General features: G+C 44.4%; 19 protein-coding genes. 14 read left to right on the forward strand and 5 right to left on the reverse strand.

Annotated features, from left to right (window positions below):
- Positions 1-53 precede the first annotated feature (53 nt).
- Complete coding sequence (locus ACR64G_RS00710; RefSeq protein ID WP_435979660.1) at positions 54-1,532, reverse strand: phosphomannomutase CpsG; 1,479 nt, start codon at positions 1,530-1,532, stop codon at positions 54-56.
- A gap of 307 nt (positions 1,533-1,839) precedes the next feature.
- On the opposite strand from ACR64G_RS00710, the gene mazG reads away from it, so the two are divergent.
- The 8 genes from mazG (at position 1,840) to yjgA (ending at position 9,315) form a co-directional block, all read left to right on the forward strand.
- Positions 1,840-2,613 (forward strand): nucleoside triphosphate pyrophosphohydrolase, encoded by a 774-nt coding sequence (gene mazG / locus ACR64G_RS00715; RefSeq protein WP_435980602.1) that lies wholly within the window; start codon positions 1,840-1,842, stop codon positions 2,611-2,613.
- Entirely contained in the window at positions 2,600-2,983 is a 384-nt protein-coding gene (locus tag ACR64G_RS00720) for a ComEA family DNA-binding protein (RefSeq protein ID WP_435979661.1), read from the forward strand. Before mazG ends, ACR64G_RS00720 begins: the two co-directional genes overlap by 14 nt.
- Before the next feature lie 198 nt (positions 2,984-3,181).
- A complete protein-coding gene (pcnB, locus tag ACR64G_RS00725) occupies positions 3,182-5,347 on the forward strand; it encodes a polynucleotide adenylyltransferase PcnB (protein ID WP_435979662.1) in 2,166 nt (721 codons plus the stop codon).
- A gap of 6 nt (positions 5,348-5,353) precedes the next feature.
- Positions 5,354-5,872, forward strand: coding sequence for a 2-amino-4-hydroxy-6-hydroxymethyldihydropteridine diphosphokinase (gene folK / locus ACR64G_RS00730; RefSeq protein ID WP_435979663.1), 519 nt, complete (start codon positions 5,354-5,356; stop codon positions 5,870-5,872).
- A gap of 38 nt (positions 5,873-5,910) precedes the next feature.
- A complete protein-coding gene (gene panB / locus ACR64G_RS00735; RefSeq protein WP_435979664.1) occupies positions 5,911-6,711 on the forward strand; it encodes a 3-methyl-2-oxobutanoate hydroxymethyltransferase in 801 nt (266 codons plus the stop codon).
- A gap of 65 nt (positions 6,712-6,776) precedes the next feature.
- Positions 6,777-7,667 carry a pantoate--beta-alanine ligase gene (gene panC, locus ACR64G_RS00740; protein ID WP_435979665.1) on the forward strand — a complete coding sequence of 297 codons (891 nt, stop codon included), beginning with the start codon at positions 6,777-6,779 and terminating at the stop codon, positions 7,665-7,667.
- A gap of 163 nt (positions 7,668-7,830) precedes the next feature.
- Positions 7,831-8,766 (forward strand): RNase adapter RapZ, encoded by a 936-nt coding sequence (gene rapZ / locus ACR64G_RS00745; protein WP_435980603.1) that lies wholly within the window; start codon positions 7,831-7,833, stop codon positions 8,764-8,766.
- A gap of 39 nt (positions 8,767-8,805) precedes the next feature.
- Positions 8,806-9,315 (forward strand): ribosome biogenesis factor YjgA, encoded by a 510-nt coding sequence (yjgA, locus tag ACR64G_RS00750; protein WP_435979666.1) that lies wholly within the window; start codon positions 8,806-8,808, stop codon positions 9,313-9,315.
- A 122-nt stretch (positions 9,316-9,437) separates the two neighbouring features.
- Here the strand turns inward: yjgA and ACR64G_RS00755 are convergent, their stop codons facing one another.
- Entirely contained in the window at positions 9,438-10,058 is a 621-nt protein-coding gene (locus ACR64G_RS00755; protein WP_435979667.1) for a thiol:disulfide interchange protein DsbA/DsbL, read from the reverse strand.
- Positions 10,059-10,445: 387 nt separating this feature from the next.
- Here ACR64G_RS00755 and ubiG point away from each other — a divergent pair, with 387 nt between their 5' ends.
- The 5 genes from ubiG to ACR64G_RS00780 all read left to right on the forward strand — a co-directional run bounded on the left by ubiG (position 10,446) and on the right by ACR64G_RS00780 (position 14,187).
- A complete protein-coding gene (ubiG, locus tag ACR64G_RS00760) occupies positions 10,446-11,258 on the forward strand; it encodes a bifunctional 2-polyprenyl-6-hydroxyphenol methylase/3-demethylubiquinol 3-O-methyltransferase UbiG (protein ID WP_435979668.1) in 813 nt (270 codons plus the stop codon).
- An 80-nt stretch (positions 11,259-11,338) separates the two neighbouring features.
- A complete protein-coding gene (locus tag ACR64G_RS00765; RefSeq protein ID WP_435979669.1) occupies positions 11,339-12,049 on the forward strand; it encodes an HAD family hydrolase in 711 nt (236 codons plus the stop codon).
- Positions 12,050-12,084: 35 nt separating this feature from the next.
- Positions 12,085-12,927 (forward strand): YciK family oxidoreductase, encoded by an 843-nt coding sequence (locus ACR64G_RS00770; protein WP_435979670.1) that lies wholly within the window; start codon positions 12,085-12,087, stop codon positions 12,925-12,927.
- Positions 12,928-12,949: 22 nt separating this feature from the next.
- A complete protein-coding gene (locus tag ACR64G_RS00775; protein ID WP_435950051.1) occupies positions 12,950-13,744 on the forward strand; it encodes a substrate-binding domain-containing protein in 795 nt (264 codons plus the stop codon).
- Between the two features lie 176 nt (positions 13,745-13,920).
- On the forward strand, positions 13,921-14,187 hold the full coding sequence (locus ACR64G_RS00780) for a DksA/TraR family C4-type zinc finger protein (RefSeq protein WP_435979671.1): 267 nt from the start codon (positions 13,921-13,923) through the stop codon (positions 14,185-14,187).
- 75 nt (positions 14,188-14,262) lie between these two features.
- Here the strand turns inward: ACR64G_RS00780 and ompR are convergent, their stop codons facing one another.
- On the reverse strand, positions 14,263-15,021 hold the full coding sequence (ompR, locus tag ACR64G_RS00785) for an osmolarity response regulator transcription factor OmpR (protein ID WP_435979672.1): 759 nt from the start codon (positions 15,019-15,021) through the stop codon (positions 14,263-14,265).
- Positions 15,022-15,365: 344 nt separating this feature from the next.
- On the opposite strand from ompR, the gene ACR64G_RS00790 reads away from it, so the two are divergent.
- Complete coding sequence (locus ACR64G_RS00790; RefSeq protein ID WP_435979673.1) at positions 15,366-17,894, forward strand: Tex family protein; 2,529 nt, start codon at positions 15,366-15,368, stop codon at positions 17,892-17,894.
- A 289-nt stretch (positions 17,895-18,183) separates the two neighbouring features.
- Here ACR64G_RS00790 and ACR64G_RS00795 read toward each other — a convergent pair whose 3' ends face one another.
- The gene (locus ACR64G_RS00795) at positions 18,184-18,555 is read right to left on the reverse strand and encodes a hypothetical protein (RefSeq protein ID WP_435979674.1); all 372 of its coding nucleotides are present in this window, start codon (positions 18,553-18,555) and stop codon (positions 18,184-18,186) included.
- A 245-nt stretch (positions 18,556-18,800) separates the two neighbouring features.
- Positions 18,801-19,610, reverse strand: coding sequence for a hypothetical protein (locus ACR64G_RS00800; protein ID WP_435979675.1), 810 nt, complete (start codon positions 19,608-19,610; stop codon positions 18,801-18,803).
- Between the last annotated feature and the right edge of the window lie 105 nt (positions 19,611-19,715).

Here is a 19,715-nt window from a genome sequence, read left to right on the forward strand (position 1 = left end):
TTTTATTTTCTCAATATCGTAGCATTATCGGACATTGTAATAGGTCAGATAGGCTAAGCAGGTATCGCCCCTTGACTAGACAACCATTGCTGAATATCTTGCACTTTTTGCATTAGTAAATCCTTGTCACCACGCGCTTCGATATTGAGTCGAATTAGCGGCTCCGTATTAGATGCCCGCAAATTAAAACGCCAGTCACCAAAATTGAGGCTCAAACCATCCAAGGTTGATTTTTTTGGATTTTGTGCGCTAAATTTATCTTCTATCGCGCCGATAATGCTAGGCGCATCGTGGGTGGTGAGACGAAAGTTAAGCTCGCCTGAGCTTGGATAGTCGCTAATGTAGCCTGTGACCAATTCTGACAGCGTTTTGCCTGTAGTCGATAACAGCTCAATGGTTAATAACCAAGGTATCATACCGCTATCACAGTAGAAAAAATCGCGGAAATAATGGTGCGCGGACATCTCGCCACCATAGACAGCGCCTGACTCTCGCATCACTTGCTTAATAAAAGAGTGCCCTGACTTACTGATGACTGCCTGACCGCCGTGAGCCTCAATGACCGCTTCAGTGTTATATATCACTCTTGGGTCATAAACAATAGACTCGTTTGCATACTTATTCAAAAATGCTTGTGCAAGCATACCAACAACGTAGCTACCATCGATAAATTCGCCATACTCATCGAACAAAAAGCAGCGATCAAAATCGCCATCAAAAGCAATGCCTAGATCAGCTTGGTTCGCTAAAACTACTTCTTTGGTAGCCACTCTATTGGCTTCAATCATAGGATTGGGGATACCATTAGGAAAGCTGCCATCGGGGGTGTGATGCAAGGTAATCACATTAATTGGTGCACCAGCTTGCATGAGTTTATCAATCAATAAGTCAACGACTGGCCCTGCGCTACCATTACCTGAGTTGATAACGAGTTTTAATGGTTTGATTTTATCAATATCGATAAAATCAATAACATGGTCAATATAAGCAGCTTTATCTGTCAATAGCTGTATTTGTCCTAAAGGATGCTTCGTCGTAAAGTCACCAGACTCTGCCAAAGACTGAATTTCAGCTAAGCCGTCATCTGCACTAATCGGCTTTGAGTGTTCTTTGACCAGTTTTAGCCCATTATAATTAATAGGATTGTGACTGGCAGTGACTTCGATACCACCCATCGCCTGATAGTGACTGGTGGCAAAATAAACCTCTTCGGTGCCTGCCATACCCAAATCTATGACACCAACGCCTGCGTCAATAATGCCTTTAATAGTGGCTTGTTTGAGCGTCTCACTTGAGTGACGAATGTCACTACCGATTACGATAGCCGTTTTCAAGTCATTCTTATTTTCAGTCTCATTAGCAGTAAAACGCGCCAATAAAATCTGAGCAAAGGCGCGTCCAATACGATAGGCGATATCTTCATTGAGATTCACCCCGAGCTCACCGCGAATATCATAGGCTTTAAAGGAGCTGATAGTAATAGGGTCAAATGAGGCTGCAGGTTGATAGTTGGCAGAGGTAGAGACAGACATAGCAGTGACGTTCCTTGCGCTTAAAGTATGATGTAGTCAGTAGTATGACTATAAGCGCTTACTTATTCAATGCTACACTAGGACGGGCTACCAATTTAAACAGTTACATTTTAGCCGATGACACGCTTTAGTGATAACAAGTCAATAGTATTTTAACCTAGTATGAGTTTCAAATTTGATCTGACGAGAGGGCATGATGACGGTAGAAAACCAACAAGTGATAACTCTCAACCATACGCCTGTTGTTCCTAAGCCTACAATAGGCGTACCAGAGGCAACGGGTGAGCTTGAGGATTTATTAACACTAATGGCACACCTGCGTAGCGACTGTCCATGGGATCAAAAACAGACCAACCACAGTTTGATCCCTTATGCGATTGAAGAGGCTTACGAGCTTGGTGCAGCGGTACAAGATGATGATGATGAAGACATCAAAAGCGAGCTGGGTGATGTGCTATTGCAAGTGGTCTTCCATTGTCAACTCTATGCAGAGCAAGGGCGTTTTGATATCAGTGATGTGATAGCGACTTTGCAACAAAAGCTGATTCGCCGTCATCCCCATGTGTTTGGGGCAGAAACTCTCAAGGATGAGACAGCGGTAAAAGCGCGCTGGGATGAGATCAAAGCTGAGGAGCAACAAGCGGATGAAGCACGAGGCAAACCAAGGCGCAGATTAGATGCTGTCAAAGCGGGCAGCGCACTGATGCAAGCGCAAGCTGTGCAAAGCCAAGCCTCAAAACTAGGCTTTGATTGGGATGGGATAGACGGTGCGTTTGAGAAGCTCGATGAAGAAATCAATGAGCTCAAACGTGAGGTAATAGACCAATCTGACGCGCGCATTAAAGACAATATCGCTGCTATTGAAAAGGAGCTGGGCGATTGTATGTTTGGACTGGTTAATGTCGCGCGCAAGTTGGGTCTAGATGCAGAAGCTGCCACGCTTACTTGCGTGCATAAGTTTAAGTCACGTTTTGGTTATATCGAAGCGCAGCTAGAACAGGCGGGCAAACGCTTTGAAGATAGTGATATAGAAGAGATGGACGCACTATGGGAGGCGGCAAAACAGCATGAGCGCCGCTAGTAAAGACGCAACTAATAAAAGCACCAGCGTTATGCACTTTCTGCTATTAATAGTCTGTGTTATCAGTGCTTTGTCTGCCCAAGTTCACGCAGCGCCTTGTTTTGATAATCCTACAAAGGCTTATCGTTATCTTCTGGCACAAGAAAAATTGGCTGTACAAACGCGCGAGCAAAAAAGAGTCAATATCAATCGCGCGAGCGAAAGCGAGCTGACCTCATTAAAAGGTATCGGTAGTAGTAAAGCGCAAGCGATTATCTTGTACCGTGAGATGTTTGGCGACTTTGAATCTATTGATGAGCTACAAAAGGTTAAAGGTATAGGTGCAAAAACAATTGAAAAAAATCGAGCACGGTTACAGATAAGCGAATAATACTCTTGATATCAAGGCTCGTAGCCCCTATACATTTTGCGTACGATGCTTGAGTACATTAAAAGTGACAAATTAGCACCTAGGGGATGACCATAACATACCCAGCATGCACAAAATTTGTTAAACTAGCGAGTACATCCGCCTGATAAACGCTGTGTTCATCAGGAGTGATTGAGAATACCGTTGAGGAGTAGATGCATGGCAGAGCGCGCCGCCAAGCAGTTAGAATTAAATAAATCTGAATTACCCAATTCCATTACTGAAGTTATTGCCACTTTGTCCCGAGCTGGGTTTGATGCCTATATCGTCGGCGGCGGTGTGCGCGATACTTTATTGGGCCTACGTCCAAAAGACTTTGATGCGGTCACAGATGCCAAGCCTCATGAGATTAAAGACGTCTTTGGCAAGCGCTGCCGTATCATTGGTCGCCGTTTTCAGTTGGCACATGTCTACTCTGGGCGCGAACTCATCGAGGTGGCTACCTTTCGCGGACCACCTACTAATGATGCTAACACTAATCAAGATGGCATGATCTTACGTGACAACGTTTGGGGTGATATCAAGCAAGACTTCTCCCGTCGCGACTTCTCTATCAATGCCCTTTATTATCAGCCGCTCAAAGGCGTCGTGCACGATTTTTGCGCCGCACTTGACGATATAGACAATAAAGTAATTCGTCTGTTGGGTCATGCCCCTGTACGTATTGAGGAAGACCCTGTTCGTTTGCTACGCGCGCTACGTTTCAAAGCCAAATTAGGTTTTGAGTTTGATGAAGAACTAGCAAATCAGTTTCATGAGGACAACTGGGGGCTACTTGAGCAGATCTCACCACATCGCCTTTATGATGAAACGCAAAAGATGTTTACGGGCGGGTATTTAGTACCGCTCCTACCGCTTTTGTTTGACTCTGGTGCAATCGATAGTCTGATGATATATCCGCCTGCTGAACCTAGTCCTTTGGTCAAACAAGTCGCTATTAATACGGATAAACGCATCAAAGCTGGCAAAAGTATTAATCCGGCGTTCTTTTATGCTGCGCTGTTGTGGGAGAACTACTTACATCAGTTAGAAAAAGCCAAGAACCGAAACATGCCTTTTGCTGAAGCGCAAATGCATGCAGCGGGTAAAGTGATTGATCGTCAGCGCATCAAGACCGCGATTCCTAAATTTGCAGAGCAATTCATCCGCGATATTTGGCTATTGCAGCCCAAACTTGCTGCGCCGCGCAACAAACAAATTGTCCAGTTGTCTGAGCATCCGCGTTTTCGCGCAGGTTTTGACTTTTTATTATTACGCGAACAGTGTGGTGATAGCGATCATCCTTTGTCTGAATCGACCAATGATATGGGCGAGTGGTGGCAAACTTATCAAACGTTGTCTGAAAAAGAGCAACAACAGGCGATCGATGATTTTGATGAAAATATTCGCCGAGGCGCTTACAAGCAAGGCCAACACGGCCGTGGTCGCAATCGTCAAAAGCAACATGATAATGGCTCACAAGTAGTCAATCACACTCACGAAAACCACAACGATGCCCCTAAGAAAGGAAAGTCTCAGCCGCCTATGAATGATGCCTCAAACGTACCAGCACGTCGCCGTCGCCGCATGAGTGATGACCAAGTCTCATCTACAGAATCAAAAAACTTACCTTCTACCAAGTCAAAACCTGCTATCAATGGTAAGCAGCAAGCGAAGCAAGATCGTAAAGAGCTGGTATTGCTACAACAGTTATCACTGACTAATGGTGGAAATAAGCATGCTAAAAACCAATCTAATCCTGCGCCCCTGTTCGTCATAGAACACGAAACAGTCGTACCACCATTACAAAAACAGCTGGATACAGAAAAAACCATCAAACCCAAAGGTCGAAAAGTCTCTGCTAAAAACAAAGCTTCAGTCGATGAGAGTATAAAAGAGGTTACTGTAGAAGCGGCTACTGATGAAAAAGCAAAGCGTCATCAGACTGATGCAAAAACTGGAACTGAGCAAAAATCAGCCACCAAAACAGAGGCTAAACGCTCGGTTGCGACACCAGCACAAACGCCGCAATTGGTCACCTCAAATAATGAGCCAATACCGCATAAGCGTCGTCGCCGTCAGTCAGATGCTACTCAGTCAGACGTTATGCCAAAAGTATCCAATAATCCTGATGCACAGGCCGCTGAACCGAGCCAAAATGAAAATAAGCAAACGCGCAAAAGTACTAAAGCGACCAATAGCACTAGAGCTACCAAGAGCACTAAAGCGGCAAAAAGTGCAACACCAGCTACAAGCAGTACTGATAAGATGATCAGTCGTCAAGGCCCCATTCCAGCAAAACGTCGTCGCCGTCAGCCTAGTAATAATAGTACCGATAGCGTCTAGACTAACATGGATGAGATCACAGATAGCGAGTGGGTAACTACTTATCTTGGTTTAGGAAGTAACTTGATCAACGAGCTCGGTACGCCGACTCAGCACTTGCAACAGGCCATAAAAGGTTTGAGCGAGCATAAGCAAGTACGAGAGGTACAAGTTTCCTCGTTCTATCTCTCAGCGCCGATGGGACCACAGGATCAGCCCGACTTTGTCAATACTGTGGTTAGTGTTCAAACGACGCTCACCCCATTTGAGCTACTAGCCTTTTGCCAGCAACTAGAAAATAACGCTAAGCGCGCGCGATTGCGTCACTGGGGCGAGCGTAGTCTGGATGTTGATATTTTACTGTATGGTGACGCACAGGTAGCAGAGCCGACTTTGACTATACCGCATGCTGGCTTGTATGAACGCAACTTTGTATTGATACCTCTCCTTGAGCTGATACCTACGCTCAAGGTTGCTGGCAAACCACTTACCAATTGCGCGTCAAGTAAAGATTGGACGGGACTAAAAAAGCTAAGCGCTGAATAAATAACTATCTTTTTTACCACTACGTTATTGAGAGCTGTATGACGACTTTAACTACTCTAAAAAAATTTAAAAAAGACGGTACTAAATTTACGTGCTTGACCTGCTATGATGCGATGTTTGCTCGCATGATGGACAAAGCACAGATTGATACTATCTTGATTGGTGATAGCCTTGGCATGGTGGTACAAGGTCATGACTCTACTTTGCCTGTCAGCGTCGATGATATGGCTTATCATACCGCTAATGTCGCACGTAGTAATGAGCAGGCGCTGATCCTAGCTGATCTGCCTTTTATGAGTTATACCATACTAAGCGATGCTATTGCCAATAGTCGCAAGCTTATGCAAGCGGGCGCGCATGTTATAAAGATAGAGGGCGGGCGTGAGCTTTGTGAGCTTGTGACTACGCTTGCACAGGCAGGTACGCCAACTTGCGTGCATCTCGGTTTGACACCCCAATCTGTCAATGTATTCGGTGGTTACAAGGTTCAAGGCCGCGGCGATGAAGCGGCTAACAAATTACTTGACGATGTCAAAGCAGTTGTAGAGGCAGGAGCGGCGCTTATATTGTTAGAATGTGTGCCCGCAGATCTTGCAAAGATGGTAACGCAGGCCGTGAGTGTGCCTGTAATCGGTATCGGTGCTGGTGCTGACACGGACGGTCAAGTACTAGTGATGCACGATATGCTCGGAATGGTACATGGCCGAGTTCCGCGATTCGTCCATGATTTTTTGACTGACGAGCGTAATACTGAGCATAGTATCGCAGGCGCTTTTGCACTGTATCAGCAGTCGGTACGCGAGGGCAGCTTCCCAAGTGAGCAGCACAAGTTCAGCTGATTTTATATCGCTTGAAATCTCACATCGCTTTTTAAATTGGTACTTTTGTATAAACAGAGCCGTTCATGCCTACTATTTATCACAGCATTGCAGACCTGCGTTCCGCCTTACAGTCGTCTCAAAGTCAATCAGCCAAACCGCATCGCATTGCTTTAGTGCCAACGATGGGCAACTTGCACGAGGGACACTTAGAGCTGGTAAATATTGCCAGGCAGCAGGCTGATATTGTGGTGGTCAGTATCTTTGTTAATCCGACGCAATTTGGTATCGGTGAGGATTTTGACAGTTATCCTCGCACTTTAGAAGAAGACATCAATAAGCTTGCTACCATTCACGCTGACTACGTCTTTGCGCCAAATATTGACGAGATGTATCCTGTGTTGCCGCCATCGACTTCGGTGCTTGCAGGCGCTGTCACAGAGCAATTGTGTGGTCAGTCGCGCCCAGGACATTTCGATGGCGTCGGTATCATCGTCGCCAAATTGTTCAACATCGTACAGCCAAACGTCGCTATATTTGGACAAAAAGATTATCAGCAATTAGCAATTATCAAACAGCTGGTACGTGACTTAAGTTACCCCATTGAGATTATCGGCGCGCCTATCGTCCGTGCTCCTGATGGTCTAGCGCTATCCTCACGCAATCAGTATTTGAGTACTACAGAGCGAGCTATTGCACCGATCTTGCATCGAGAACTACAGCAACTAGCGGCGCAATTGTCTGGTGCTTTTGATGAGCAAAAGCTGAGCGAGCTTGTCACATATACTCATCGACGCCTAAGTGATGCAGGTTTTGAGATCGATTATCTGGACGTAAAAACTGCACAGTTAGAGACTATCACTCATGATGGCTCTAATCTTGAGCAAACGGCTCATAACGCCATTATAGTGGTCGCAGCAAAGCTAGGACAGGCACGTCTACTGGATAATGAGAAATTGACTTTTACTAATCTATAAAGATCATCAGAACATTTAAGCAAGTAGTGCTATCACACGTAGCCGACATTGAAAAAACAACAAATACAGGTGATCGATCATGGATGCAAGTAATAAAGAGGATACCCTAAATCAAGCAAAGTCGCCTAATATGTTGGTGTCTGAATCTACGTCATCTGAAACCATGTCATCTGATACCATGACATCTAACGCTACTAAAGATAACGATATCAGTATACTAGTGGTTTCTGGTCGCTCAGGATCAGGTAAGACATCAGTACTCAATATTTTGGAAGATTTAGGATATTATTCTATTGATAACTTGCCTCTATCTTTGGTGCCACAAGCCGCGCAAAGATTGGTTGGCGATAGCGGTATACAGCGCCTAGCGCTTGGTGTTGATATTCGTACACCGCGTGCTGACTTGTCCAACTTCTCTAAGGTACATGATACGCTCAAGCAGACTTATGGCGAAAAAACGGTTCAGGTCGTTTATGTGACGGCGCAAGATAGCACTTTGGTAGCGCGTTTTAATGCCACGCGCCGTGTACATCCCTTGATGACTAAAGATACGGTTACTACTAAGCACAGTACGAATAATCTGCCTGCTGCAATAAAAAAAGAGAGCAGTTTATTAGAGCCAATATTCAAACGTGCTGATATGAAGATTGATACCAGTATGCTCAATATTCATCAATTAAAAGAGCGTCTACGTGACTACGTTGGCGTCGAAAACAAAATAGTCATCAACCTGTTATCGTTTGGGTTTAAGTATGGTAATCCTATTGATGCCGACTTTATATTCGATGTGCGCATACTACCCAATCCGCATTGGAATCCCAAACTACGCATGGCGACTGGATTAGATCACAAAGTCAGAGAATTCTTTGCAGATTATCCAGAGGTCAATGAGATGACAGAGGATATAGGAACGTTTCTGGAGCGCTGGTTGCCAAACTTTTTGCACAACAATCGTCATACGGTAACCGTCGCTATCGGTTGCACAGGCGGCAAACATCGCTCGGTCTTTATCACCCAGCAATTACAAGACAGATTGGCGATGAGTCTACCCAAAGATTTGACAGTGGCAACGAAACACCGCGAAAAACACCTGTGGTAGGCGTCACTCCCTTATTTATACTATTAAACTGGAAACATTATGGTTGATTGGTCAGAACAGGACATGCGAGTCTCGCGTACTGAGCTCAAAAAAGCTCATGAGCGCTTGCAAGCATTATCGATACCTCTAGCAAATTTATCAAAAAAACAGCTCAAAAAATTGCCCGCCAGCGATTACTTCATGGCAGAGCTTATGGCGCTCGCTGATATCACTAGTGCCAATGCTCGCAATCGCCAAACCAAACGCGTGGGCAAACTTATCGGTGAAGAAGACCGTCATACTTTAATCAAAGCACTGTTCGATGCCTATTTTCCTAATGAACAAGTGGCAAAGATTGAGAGCTGGTATGGCAGACTTAATATCAATGATGAAGGGACGCTCAAGCAGTTTACCAAGCAGTACAAAGCCTCAGAACACAACAGCTTGCATCAGTTGCTACTGTGGATTGAATACGCCAAATACAAACAAGATGATGAATTATTAGCAGAATCACAAGAAGATCTAGCCAGCTACATTCGTGAAGTGACTATCCTGTCAGATCTAAAGTAATTCGCTGGACTGAAAGTAATTCTTAATTTTCGTCAATAAAAGTCGCAGATATAAAGCCACACTTAAAAAAGCCAATCTTTAAAGATTGGCTTTTCTGTTGAAGTAGAGGTTCTAAATCAAAATTACTTTTTCTCGGCGCGTGCTTTATCAACTAAATAATCGACGACTTTAGGTACTTTAGCGCTTTCACCTGTGACGACGTATTTGCCTTGCACAACGACTGCTGGGACACCTGAGAGCTGATAACGCTTAGCGCCTGCTTGCGAGCGACCAATTTTCGTACCTACGGCGAATGAGTTATAAAGACTGTTAAATTTCTTTTTATCAACGCCTTTTGAAGCATACCAGTTAGCTAATGACGCTTGGTCAAATAGCTTCTTGCCATCCTTGTGAATAGCATCGAATAGTGCATCATGGGTCTTGTTCTCATAACCTAACAACTGCGCTGCATAGAATCCACGTGCATTGGTTTCCCAAACAGGGTTTAGTGCAGCTGGCGTCTTAAAGAAGGCCACATCTTTATCTTTGGTTTTTGCCCATTTTTCCATGTGTGGGTTGAGTACATTACAATGCGGGCAACCATACCAAAAAAACTCACGAACGACGATAGCATCACCGCTTATGTTCTCTGGGTTATCGAGCACTCGATAATCTTTACCTGCGACATAATCGGCCGCTTGAGAGCCCATAGAGGCAAACCCAATAGCCATTGCCAAACCAGTCAAAGTCATGACACGTTTCATACTTTTTCCTTGAAGGATACATACTTATATTTAATATAAAAAAGGAGATAGACCAGTGAATGACACCCGCTTTATCTCATTTACAACAACGTAAACTATAATAGCGCAAAATGACGCTATTTGTGAACCGTATTCTTAACTAACCGTTGTAGAGCTGTGAGCTAATATTTAGTGACTCTTACTCAGTATGATATCAGCAAACTATTGTCTATTAAACTAATGAGATTGACATTTAAACGGTCGTAGATAAGTGCTGATAAAGTGGCTCAAAATAACAATACCTCTCATAATAGCTCACGGATGTGCCCACAAAAATATGTCTACTCATGCTAATATTAGGCCTATAACAGTGTCAATCGATGACAACAATACATTTAAGGATACATCATGAGCTCAGCGCTACATGTCTCAACTACTGATCAAACAGATACTCGTTCACAAAACACTGCAATAAACGTAGATCCTAGCGAAGTTGAAAAGTTTAACAATTTGGCTGGTGAATGGTGGAGTAACACAGGCGCTTTTGCGACTTTACATGAGATCAATCCGCTACGTCTCAACTGGATAGAGGACAACGTCAAAAGCGGATTTATAAGCGACAATGTTGATAAGACAGCTGATAGGGGCTTGGCTGGCAAAAAAGTATTAGACGTAGGCTGCGGCGGCGGAATTTTATCCGAGTCTATGGCGCGTCGCGGCGCAGATGTGACGGGTATCGATCTGGGGGATGAGAATCTCAAAGCGGCGACAGTACACGCAGAGCAAAGTGGTCTTGAGGATACTTTACGTTATCAACATATTCCCGTAGAGGAGCTAGCTAAGACTCATGCAAGACAGTTCGACGTAGTGACTTGTATGGAGATGCTTGAGCATGTTCCTGATCCAAGCTCTATCGTAACTGCCTGTTTTGAGCTGTTAGCGCCTGGTGGCGTTTGCGTTTTGTCCACTATTAACCGCAACCCCAAATCCTACCTGTTCGCTATTATTGGTGCTGAGTATGTCCTGCGTTTACTTGATCGCGGCACTCATGACTATGCCAAATTTATCACACCTGCTGAGCTTGATAAGATGACAGTTAGTAGCGGATTTGGCCGCCAAGATATCATAGGTCTTCATTATAATCCTTTGACCAAGCGCTATTGGCTGGCCCAAAATGTCGATGTGAACTATATGATGGCGGTGCAAAAGCCGATAGCTTAAGGTTTTAGTATTGACGTTTGCTAGCATTTATAGCTAGCGGTTTATTCCTTATCGAACTTATATAACTAGAGCGTGTGATTATGAGCAAATTTATAAAAGCAGTTTTATTTGATCTTGATGGCACCTTGATAGATACTGCCGCTGATTTTGTGCGTATTATTGGCAAGATGAGTGCTGAGAACAACTGGCAAGCGCCGCCTGAAGCCCAAATACGCGAGCAAGTTTCAGCAGGCGCTTCGGCTATGGTCAAGCTGATGTTACGTCATAACGGTCAAGCGCGCGTCACTGAGGAGGCACTACAGGTTTATCGTCAGCAGTTCTTGGATGATTACGAAGCTGATATTTGCGTTGACAGTCATGTGTTTGAAGGACTTGATGCTGTGCTTACTACCCTTGAGCGAAAAGGCGTACCTTGGGGTATTGTGACCAATAAACCCCGTTATCTGGCAGAGCAGCTCCTACAAAAAATGAAACTAGAGGAGCGCTGTTCAGCCTTAGTCTGTCCTGAAGATGTGTCGAGGTCTAAGCCTGATCCTGAGCCTATGTATATGGCACTAGAGAAGCTTGGTATACCACGCGGCGCTGCTGGCTGCGTATTATATGTAGGCGATCATATACGGGATATTGACTCAGGTAACGCCGCTGGCATGCCAACAATTTTGGCAGGATATGGTTATATCCCTCCTGAATATCAAAAGACCCTTAAGAAGTGGAACGCAGATTTCATCGTCAATACTCCTGAACAACTCAGTAAACTGCTACTAACATCAGGTACGTTTGAATACCTGTAAACATTTTTTATGACTTAACGAGCGTGAGTACAAGTATGAATGACAGTAGTATCCAACCCGCCGAACCAAACGATAGCCAGCAAAACACTAAGCAGCAAGACAGCACTGTACCGCCTTTAACTCACGAGGCGATTCGTCGTTTTGTTGCTACTGACAATTGCTTGGCGGGCAAACGTATTTTGGTGACGGGCGCAGGTTCTGGCATTGGCCGTGTCGCCGCGTTGACTTACGCGCGTTACGGTGCGACGGTATTGCTACTTGGTCGTACCAACAGCAAGCTTGAGACGGTATACGACGAGATCGAGCACGCAGGGGGTACGCAGCCTGCTATATTACCTATGGATCTGGAAAAGGCTGATTACAACGAGATGCGTAATCTTGCATTACTGATTGAAAGAGAGTTTGGTCAGCTCGATGGTATTTTGCACAACGCAAGTATACTCGGCGATCTAACACCGCTTGAGATGTATGATGTCGACACCTTTGCTAAGGTTATGCATATCAATGCTACAGCGACCTTTATGCTCACGCAAGCGTTACTACCGTTGGTTAAAGATACTGATAATGGTTCGATTGTGTTTACATCCAGTACGGTAGGAACTCATCCGCGCGCATTTTGGGGTGCTTATGCACTCTCAAAACAAGCGGTGGAAGGTATGAGTGATATATTTACCCAAGAGACGCAAAACACCACCAGTTTACGCTTTAACTGTATCAATCCGGGCGGTACACGTACTAATATGCGTGCTCATGCGTATCCGGGTGAGAACCCGATGACACTCAAGACGCCTGAGGAGATCATGGCAGGGTATATCTGTCTGATGAGTGATGAGAGTATCGGAGTACGCGGTCAAGTCGTCGCATTGCAAGCGATTTAAGAATTAACTCAAGGAGAAAACAATGAAAACTATTATTCTTAGTACATGTGTTTTGCTAAGCTGCACTTCAGCTTTCGCGCAAACTGGACTTTTTGATCCTTCTATAGAGCACAATCCTAAAGATGGGATTATTAAAATTTATGGAGCTGGTGGGCCACACACAGCTTTGAGAAAAGTTGCCGATGTTTGGGAGAAACAAGGTGGTACTAAGGTAGAACTCATAGCAGGACCTGAAAGTAAATGGTCCGCCAGTGCTCAAGCAGATGCTGACGCTCTTTGGGGAACCTCTGAGCAGTCAATGACCGCATTCCTTGAAACATATGAAACATTTGATCATGACAAGGTCGAACCCATTTATATTCGACCAGCAATCATCGCGGTACAAAAAGGAAACCCTAAAAACATACGCAGCTTTGATGATTTGTTAGCTAAAGGTATTAAGATAGTTGTGACTGAAGGCAAGGGAACGTATAACACGTCAGGCACTGGAGTGTGGGAAGATGTTGCAGGGCGTAAGGGAAGCTTAGATGATGTTGCTCGTTTTCGAAATAACATTGTAGCCTATTCATTAGGATCTGGAGCTAGTTTTAAAGCCTTTAAAGAGCAGAAGGCAGATGCTTGGATTACTTGGCCCAACTGGCCGATTCATAATTCTGAAGATATGGATATGGTTTACATAGATAAAGATCGTATCATTTGGCGTGATTTGAACATTGTGATATCGCCAAAAGCTGACTCTCAAACACAAGATTTTCTCAATTTTTTGCTGACAAGAAAGGCGCAAAAGATTATGAAAACGGAAGGATGGCAGCGATAGATAAAAAGCAATACAAACATACTTTATAAAGAGATAGAATTTAAATATAACTCTTAATCAAAAGTAAATCATAATAAACGTTTGTATTGAAATAAGCGCATTCTAACCCCATCTATCTGTTATTAAAGACTTTTATTCTAAAATTAAAAGCTCAGTACTACTGATAAAGGTGAATTATGGCAGGTGGCTGGTCAAGAGATGGCGCAGAGCATGAGCAAATGGATGCAACTGTTAACGATGCTGTAGATCGCGCTAGAAGTGCGATACCTAAGGGTGAGAGTAGTGAGTACTGCGATGAGTGCGGTAATCCTATTCCAGAAGCGCGGCGAGAAGCCTTACCTGGAGTGCAGCACTGCGTGAGCTGCCAGATTGAGCTTGAGCAAGAAGCAAAAGCGTCTGAGCTGTTTAATAGACGCGGTAGTAAGGATAGTCAGCTGCGTTAAAGATCGATACAACTAGATAAATTTGAACCAATAAAAACCCTGCATATTATGGCAGGGTTTTTATACTAGTAAAATCTATTCGCTTTTGGCTTCTTCTACTTCGGCCTCGTCAGGAACAAAGACGTAGCCTACGCCCCAAACGGTCTGAATATAGCGTGCTTGTGACGGATTGTCCTCAATCAAGCGGCGCAGTCGTGACACTTGCACATCAATAGAGCGCTCCATCGCACCCCATTCGCGTCCGCGTGCAAGGTTCATAAGCTTGTCACGAGTGAGCGGCTCGCGTGGATGTTGTACGAGCGCTTTGAGTACCGAGAACTCACCAGTGGTCAAAGTCACTACATTACCATCGCGCTTGAGCGTACGAGTAGACAAATCAAGCGTCCATGGACCGAACTCAACTACCTCTAACTGATAGCTTGGCGCGCCCGGCAGCTCACGGTTTTGGCGTCGCAGTACTGCTTTGATACGAGCCAATAGCTCCTTTGGATTAAAGGGCTTTGGCAAGTAATCATCCGCGCCTGCCTCTAGACCTGCGATACGATCGGCGTCCCCGCCTTTAGCGGTCAGCATAATAATAGGAATATCGCCATTATCTTCACGTAGACGCTTACAGATGCTAATGCCATCTTCGCCTGGTAACATTAGATCTAGTACCACTAAAGAGAACAGCTCACGCTGCATAAGCTTATCCATTTGACTAGCATCGTGAGCGGTGCGTACCACAAAACCATCATCTTCTAGAAAACGCTGTAATAAAGAGCGTAAGCGCGCGTCGTCATCAACGACCAATATGCGCTGCGTCAGCGTATCTGAGTGATTATTATCTGTCATGTATCGTATCCTTTTATGAGGCTTATTATTGTCAAAGAGATTTTATTCAGTATTGTCTTTATCGATAACTTTGTTTCTACTTAATTTAAAAGGCTGTCAGTCGCAACGTCTGTGCAATGACTCAATAGTTATAGGTCTACCTTCAGTGTATAAGATTGCACTGCCAAATGCATCATTCATCCGCACAAATGCTGTATGGGTTTGTTTAACAGGGGTAAATACTGAGTTTTTGGCGCAATTAATGCGATATCAGCCCTATAAAACTAGGATATTATAAAAATAATTTTTATTTATGCAGCTTTTGCTATAATGCCAAACACCATTTCTCAACGATTGATACGTCTATGAGTAGCACTGAACCCTTAACGTCATCGTCAGCCTCGACTAATACACAAGGCTTAGATGCAACCACACACGCGAATATCCATGACAAACTGGCTCGCGCGCTTGGCATTAAGACAGCTCAAGTCGATGCTTTTGTCAAACTTTATGATGAAGGGGCAACGGTGCCGTTTATCGCGCGTTACCGTAAAGAGAAGACCCAAAATCTCGATGATGCGCAGCTCAGAGCGCTAGAAAAATCGCTCAATTATGAGCGTGATATGGCAACGCGCCGCCTCAAAATCACAGAACTGCTCAGCACTCAAGGCAATCTGAATGATGAGTTGCAAACCCGTATCGATAATGCAACGTCCAAACTTGAGCTTGAAGATATCTACTTGCCTTATCGTCCGCGTCGCCGCTCACCAGCTGCCAAAGCTCGCGCTGCAGGTTTGGATACTGTAGCCCAAGCAGTATTGAACCAAGAGATTGCACCGATAGACGCGCTGGCTGACTATCAAGCGCCAGCAGTCATTACCGATGATAACGGTAATGAGATCGAAGTGGATTTTGAAGATACAGACAAACAGTTGGCAGGCGTACAAGCCATTATCGTGGATGAATGGACGCAAGCGCTTGATCTACTCGATAATCTGCGTAGTGGCTTCGCTAAAACAGCGAGCATTGTATCGTCAGTAGCGAGTGAAGAAAAACGTGAGGTCGGCGAGAAGTTCAAAGACTATTTTGAACATAGTGAGAGCCTAGCGCGCCTGCCTAATCATCGCCTCCTTGCCATGCTACGCGGTCGTCAAGAGAATGTCTTGGGACTCAAAATTGAGGGTGAAGATATGCCCTTTATCGAAAAAATAGTCAGTCACTTCAATATTGATAGCACAGCACCAGCCGCACGTCGTGATGTCCTAATCGAAGCGGCCACCAGTCTTTGGAGAGACAAATGGCGCCCGCATATCGAGCATCGCTTATTGACTGAAAAACGTCTGAGCGCAGAAGCGGATGCTATCGATGTGTTTGCCAGTAATTTACAGCATCTCTTGATGTCAGCGCCGGCTGGACGCAAGGTTATTTTGGGCGTTGATCCTGGTATTCGTCATGGTGTCAAGATGGCTGTTATCGATGCGCAAGGTCATGTCATGATAGGTGCTGATGATAAACCAGTTATCGCGACGGTTTATCCTTTTGCTCCTGATAATAAAATGAGTGAAGCCAAAACCGTCATCGATGAACTATTAAGCACTTATAGCGTTGATCTGATCGCTATTGGCAATGGAACGGCAAGCCGTGAAACCGATGCCATGATTAAAGAGATTTTGACGGCTAATACAGATCTTAAGGCAAAAGCGGTCATCGTCAACGAGTCAGGCGCTTCTGTGTATTCAGCAAGTGAGCTTGCTAGTGATGAATTGGCTGATCTAGATGTATCAGTACGTGGGGCGGTATCCATTGCGCGCCGCTTACAAGATCCACTCTCGGAGCTAGTTAAAGTAGATCCAAAAGCTATCGGCGTGGGTCAGTATCAGCACGACGTCAATCAGAACCAATTGGCTGATAGTCTGGACAAGGTTACACAAGATAGCGTGAATGCGGTCGGTGTCGATGTCAATACCGCAAGTCCTGCGATACTTGCGCACATCGCAGGTCTGAACAGCAATGTGGCACAGCAGATAGTCACCTATCGCCGTGAGCACGGCGCGTTTGCCACTCGTGAAGCCCTAAAAGACGTACCACGTTTAGGGGTTAAAACTTTTGAGCAAGCCGCAGGTTTTTTACGCATTCATGATGGCGACAATCCTCTGGATGCCACTGGCGTCCATCCAGAGAGTTATGAGCTAGTCAGTAGCTTGCTATCTCAAACGGATAACTCTTTGAGCGATATCATCGGTAATGATAGTGTCCTCAATACTATTGACACCGCAGCAATCGCTGCCAACGATGACAATATTAGTATAAAAGCAATATTGGATGAGCTAGCTAAACCTGCTCGCGACCCGCGTCCTGAATTTAAGACTGCCAACTTTCGTGACGATGTCAGTAGTATCAAAGACTTAACCGAAGGTATGACCCTCGAAGGTGTCGTTACCAACGTGACCGCTTTTGGTTGTTTTGTAGATGTTGGCGTACACCAAGATGGTTTGGTACATATCTCTCAGATGGCTAACGACTTCGTCGCTGACCCTATGAACCGCGTAAAGCCTGGAGATATCATCTCCGTTCGCGTCATCTCTATCGATGAAAAACGTGGTCGCATCGGTTTTAGTATGAAGCCTGAGAGTGATAAATCTACGCGCGCAGCCGCTAAACCAGCATCAAGTCACACTGATGCTAACCATACTGGAGACAAACCGAGTCGTCCGCGCAGCAAGCGTCCATCGACAGCGGACAAACGCTCCTCCACGCCGCGTCAAGATAGTGGCAAGCATAAAGGTAGCACTAATCGTCAGCAGGCGCAAAAGCCAAAAGCGGATACACCCGTTAAAGTAGGTACGCTTGGCGCACTATTAAAAGAAGCTGGTATAACAAAAAACAACAAGTAATCGAAGTTGATTTTAAAGCTAGATGTATTTACTCAAAAATAAAGGCAGCTCATGGCTGCCTTTATTTTTGTATTTAAGTTTATCTTATAACAAATCGACGGTTCTCACTGAGTTCTACTTCACCAGGTTGAGTCGCAAGCAGTTCGCCATCTGGACCATGAATTTTTGACTATAATGTAATAGGTACTGCAACTAAACGTCTGTCAGCAGGAGTCACATTGCCAGTGTTATAGCCTTCCCCTAAGATAAGCGGCTGATAATTTCCATTATAGCGATCTGTTTTTAATCTCTATTGGTTAAAATCAATTTCACCGGGTTGAGTCGCTAATAACTCACCATCAGGACCTTGAATCTTTTGTTGTAAAGTATTTGGAGCAGATGTCATACGAGCATCAGCAGGTACGATGTTACCACGGTTTGCCATGCTGCTATGAGGCGCTTTCATCGTAGAATCTGTTGATAAGTTATTACGATTATAATCAATCTCACCTGGCTGGGTTGCTATTAGTTCACTATCGGGACCTTGAATTTTCTGTTGCAAAGTATTTGGTGCTGGAGTTGTTCTCATATCGGCAGGTACAATATTTCCTGTCGTTGCAAATGCTAAGCTAGGTACAACTAAAGCAGCACCTACTAATAAAGATAATTTGGAGTTACTCATAATATCATTCCTTTTTTAACTAATTTTCAAACAATTATTTTTACTTTTAATCCTGAAGTCATCTTTTTTTAGTGTTATTTAAAGCTCATTAATATTACTCAGCAGGAGCGTCTTCTTTGTTGTAGAGTATGGATAATCATTTGAAATTTATAAATGTCAGCTCGTTTTATAATTGTGTAGTTAGTTTGCGATTTTAACAACATTATACAAACGAGCCTGAAATTTAGCTCATTGAACGAATACGATTATTCGTCCATGTCCATGTCATTCATATCAGCATCAATATCAGGTACGCGAATGACCGGATACGTCTGATTGATTTCAGTATTTCTAATAGCTTCAGCGTCTGCTTTTCGACCGACATATACCAAGCGACCATCTGCACCTCGTACGGCAACTCTAGTACCCGTCGTGGTATTCATACGCTGGATCTGATCGCTAGGCGCTATGATGACTTCTTTGACTTGATACTGAGTAGGGCGAATAGTACGTTTGGTTTCAATAATGACCGCCTCCATACTACGCTCTTCTTGAATAGCCAATTGAGCTTTTGGTGCTTTTACTTCACTCACGACTGGCGTAGGAAAGTTGCTACCAAAATGATTATCGCACTGCTGCATAGTAACTCGTACAGGATTACCGTTTCTATCCATGTAGACATTGACAGGCATATCAGAAGCGAAAGGAACGTATTTGCCTACCAAGACACCTGATACCCCATAACGACCGTTTGATTGTCCGACGCCCATATCACAAGCGCCTGCTTCATAGTCACTGGTTCGCAAGTTGTCATTGCTGACAACGCTTTGTGGAATCATGACTTCAGATAGACTCATTTTTGCAACGCTAGTTTCCCCTGCGCGGCGCATAGGGTTTTGATACGTATAGGGCGTATAAAATTTCGCTGAGCCCTCTTTTACTGCCATCACGCACTCATCGTAGCTGTCATAACCGACGTTACCATTACGATCCGATGTCATGCCAGCGTTGGCGCTAGTAGCGAACATGGCTAGACCTGAGGTAAGTATTGCAGCAGTTAGTATATTCAATCTCATAATTATATCCTTTTAATAAGTAATAGTTTTGGCTGACGGCTTTTGTCCTCTAAAGTGTAGCGTGACCCTAAGCCTAAATCGTCCCTGATACTCGAAAATATCTAC

This window comes from Psychrobacter sp. DM4, from assembly GCF_051307035.1.
Taxonomy (GTDB): domain Bacteria; phylum Pseudomonadota; class Gammaproteobacteria; order Pseudomonadales; family Moraxellaceae; genus Psychrobacter.

Bases quoted from the DNA above. Each gene is read 5' to 3' on its own strand.
- ACR64G_RS00720 (WP_435979661.1), top strand. From the start codon at position 2,600: ATGAGCGCCGCTAGTAAAGACGCAACTAATAAAAGCACCAGCGTTATG.
- ubiG (WP_435979668.1), top strand. From the start codon at position 10,446: ATGAGCTCAGCGCTACATGTCTCAACTACTGATCAAACAGATACTCGT.
- yjgA (WP_435979666.1), top strand. From the start codon at position 8,806: ATGGTTGATTGGTCAGAACAGGACATGCGAGTCTCGCGTACTGAGCTC.
- ACR64G_RS00755 (WP_435979667.1), bottom strand. From the start codon at position 10,058: ATGAAACGTGTCATGACTTTGACTGGTTTGGCAATGGCTATTGGGTTT.
- ACR64G_RS00780 (WP_435979671.1), top strand. From the start codon at position 13,921: ATGGCAGGTGGCTGGTCAAGAGATGGCGCAGAGCATGAGCAAATGGAT.
- mazG (WP_435980602.1), top strand. From the start codon at position 1,840: ATGGCACACCTGCGTAGCGACTGTCCATGGGATCAAAAACAGACCAAC.
- ACR64G_RS00765 (WP_435979669.1), top strand. From the start codon at position 11,339: ATGAGCAAATTTATAAAAGCAGTTTTATTTGATCTTGATGGCACCTTG.
- ACR64G_RS00770 (WP_435979670.1), top strand. From the start codon at position 12,085: ATGAATGACAGTAGTATCCAACCCGCCGAACCAAACGATAGCCAGCAA.
- ACR64G_RS00790 (WP_435979673.1), top strand. From the start codon at position 15,366: ATGAGTAGCACTGAACCCTTAACGTCATCGTCAGCCTCGACTAATACA.
- ompR (WP_435979672.1), bottom strand. From the start codon at position 15,021: ATGACAGATAATAATCACTCAGATACGCTGACGCAGCGCATATTGGTC.
- ACR64G_RS00710 (WP_435979660.1), bottom strand. From the start codon at position 1,532: ATGTCTGTCTCTACCTCTGCCAACTATCAACCTGCAGCCTCATTTGAC.
- ACR64G_RS00800 (WP_435979675.1), bottom strand. From the start codon at position 19,610: ATGAGATTGAATATACTAACTGCTGCAATACTTACCTCAGGTCTAGCC.
- pcnB (WP_435979662.1), top strand. From the start codon at position 3,182: ATGGCAGAGCGCGCCGCCAAGCAGTTAGAATTAAATAAATCTGAATTA.
- panC (WP_435979665.1), top strand. From the start codon at position 6,777: ATGCCTACTATTTATCACAGCATTGCAGACCTGCGTTCCGCCTTACAG.
- folK (WP_435979663.1), top strand. From the start codon at position 5,354: ATGGATGAGATCACAGATAGCGAGTGGGTAACTACTTATCTTGGTTTA.
- rapZ (WP_435980603.1), top strand. From the start codon at position 7,831: ATGTCATCTGATACCATGACATCTAACGCTACTAAAGATAACGATATC.
- ACR64G_RS00795 (WP_435979674.1), bottom strand. From the start codon at position 18,555: ATGAGTAACTCCAAATTATCTTTATTAGTAGGTGCTGCTTTAGTTGTA.
- panB (WP_435979664.1), top strand. From the start codon at position 5,911: ATGACGACTTTAACTACTCTAAAAAAATTTAAAAAAGACGGTACTAAA.
- ACR64G_RS00775 (WP_435950051.1), top strand. From the start codon at position 12,950: ATGAAAACTATTATTCTTAGTACATGTGTTTTGCTAAGCTGCACTTCA.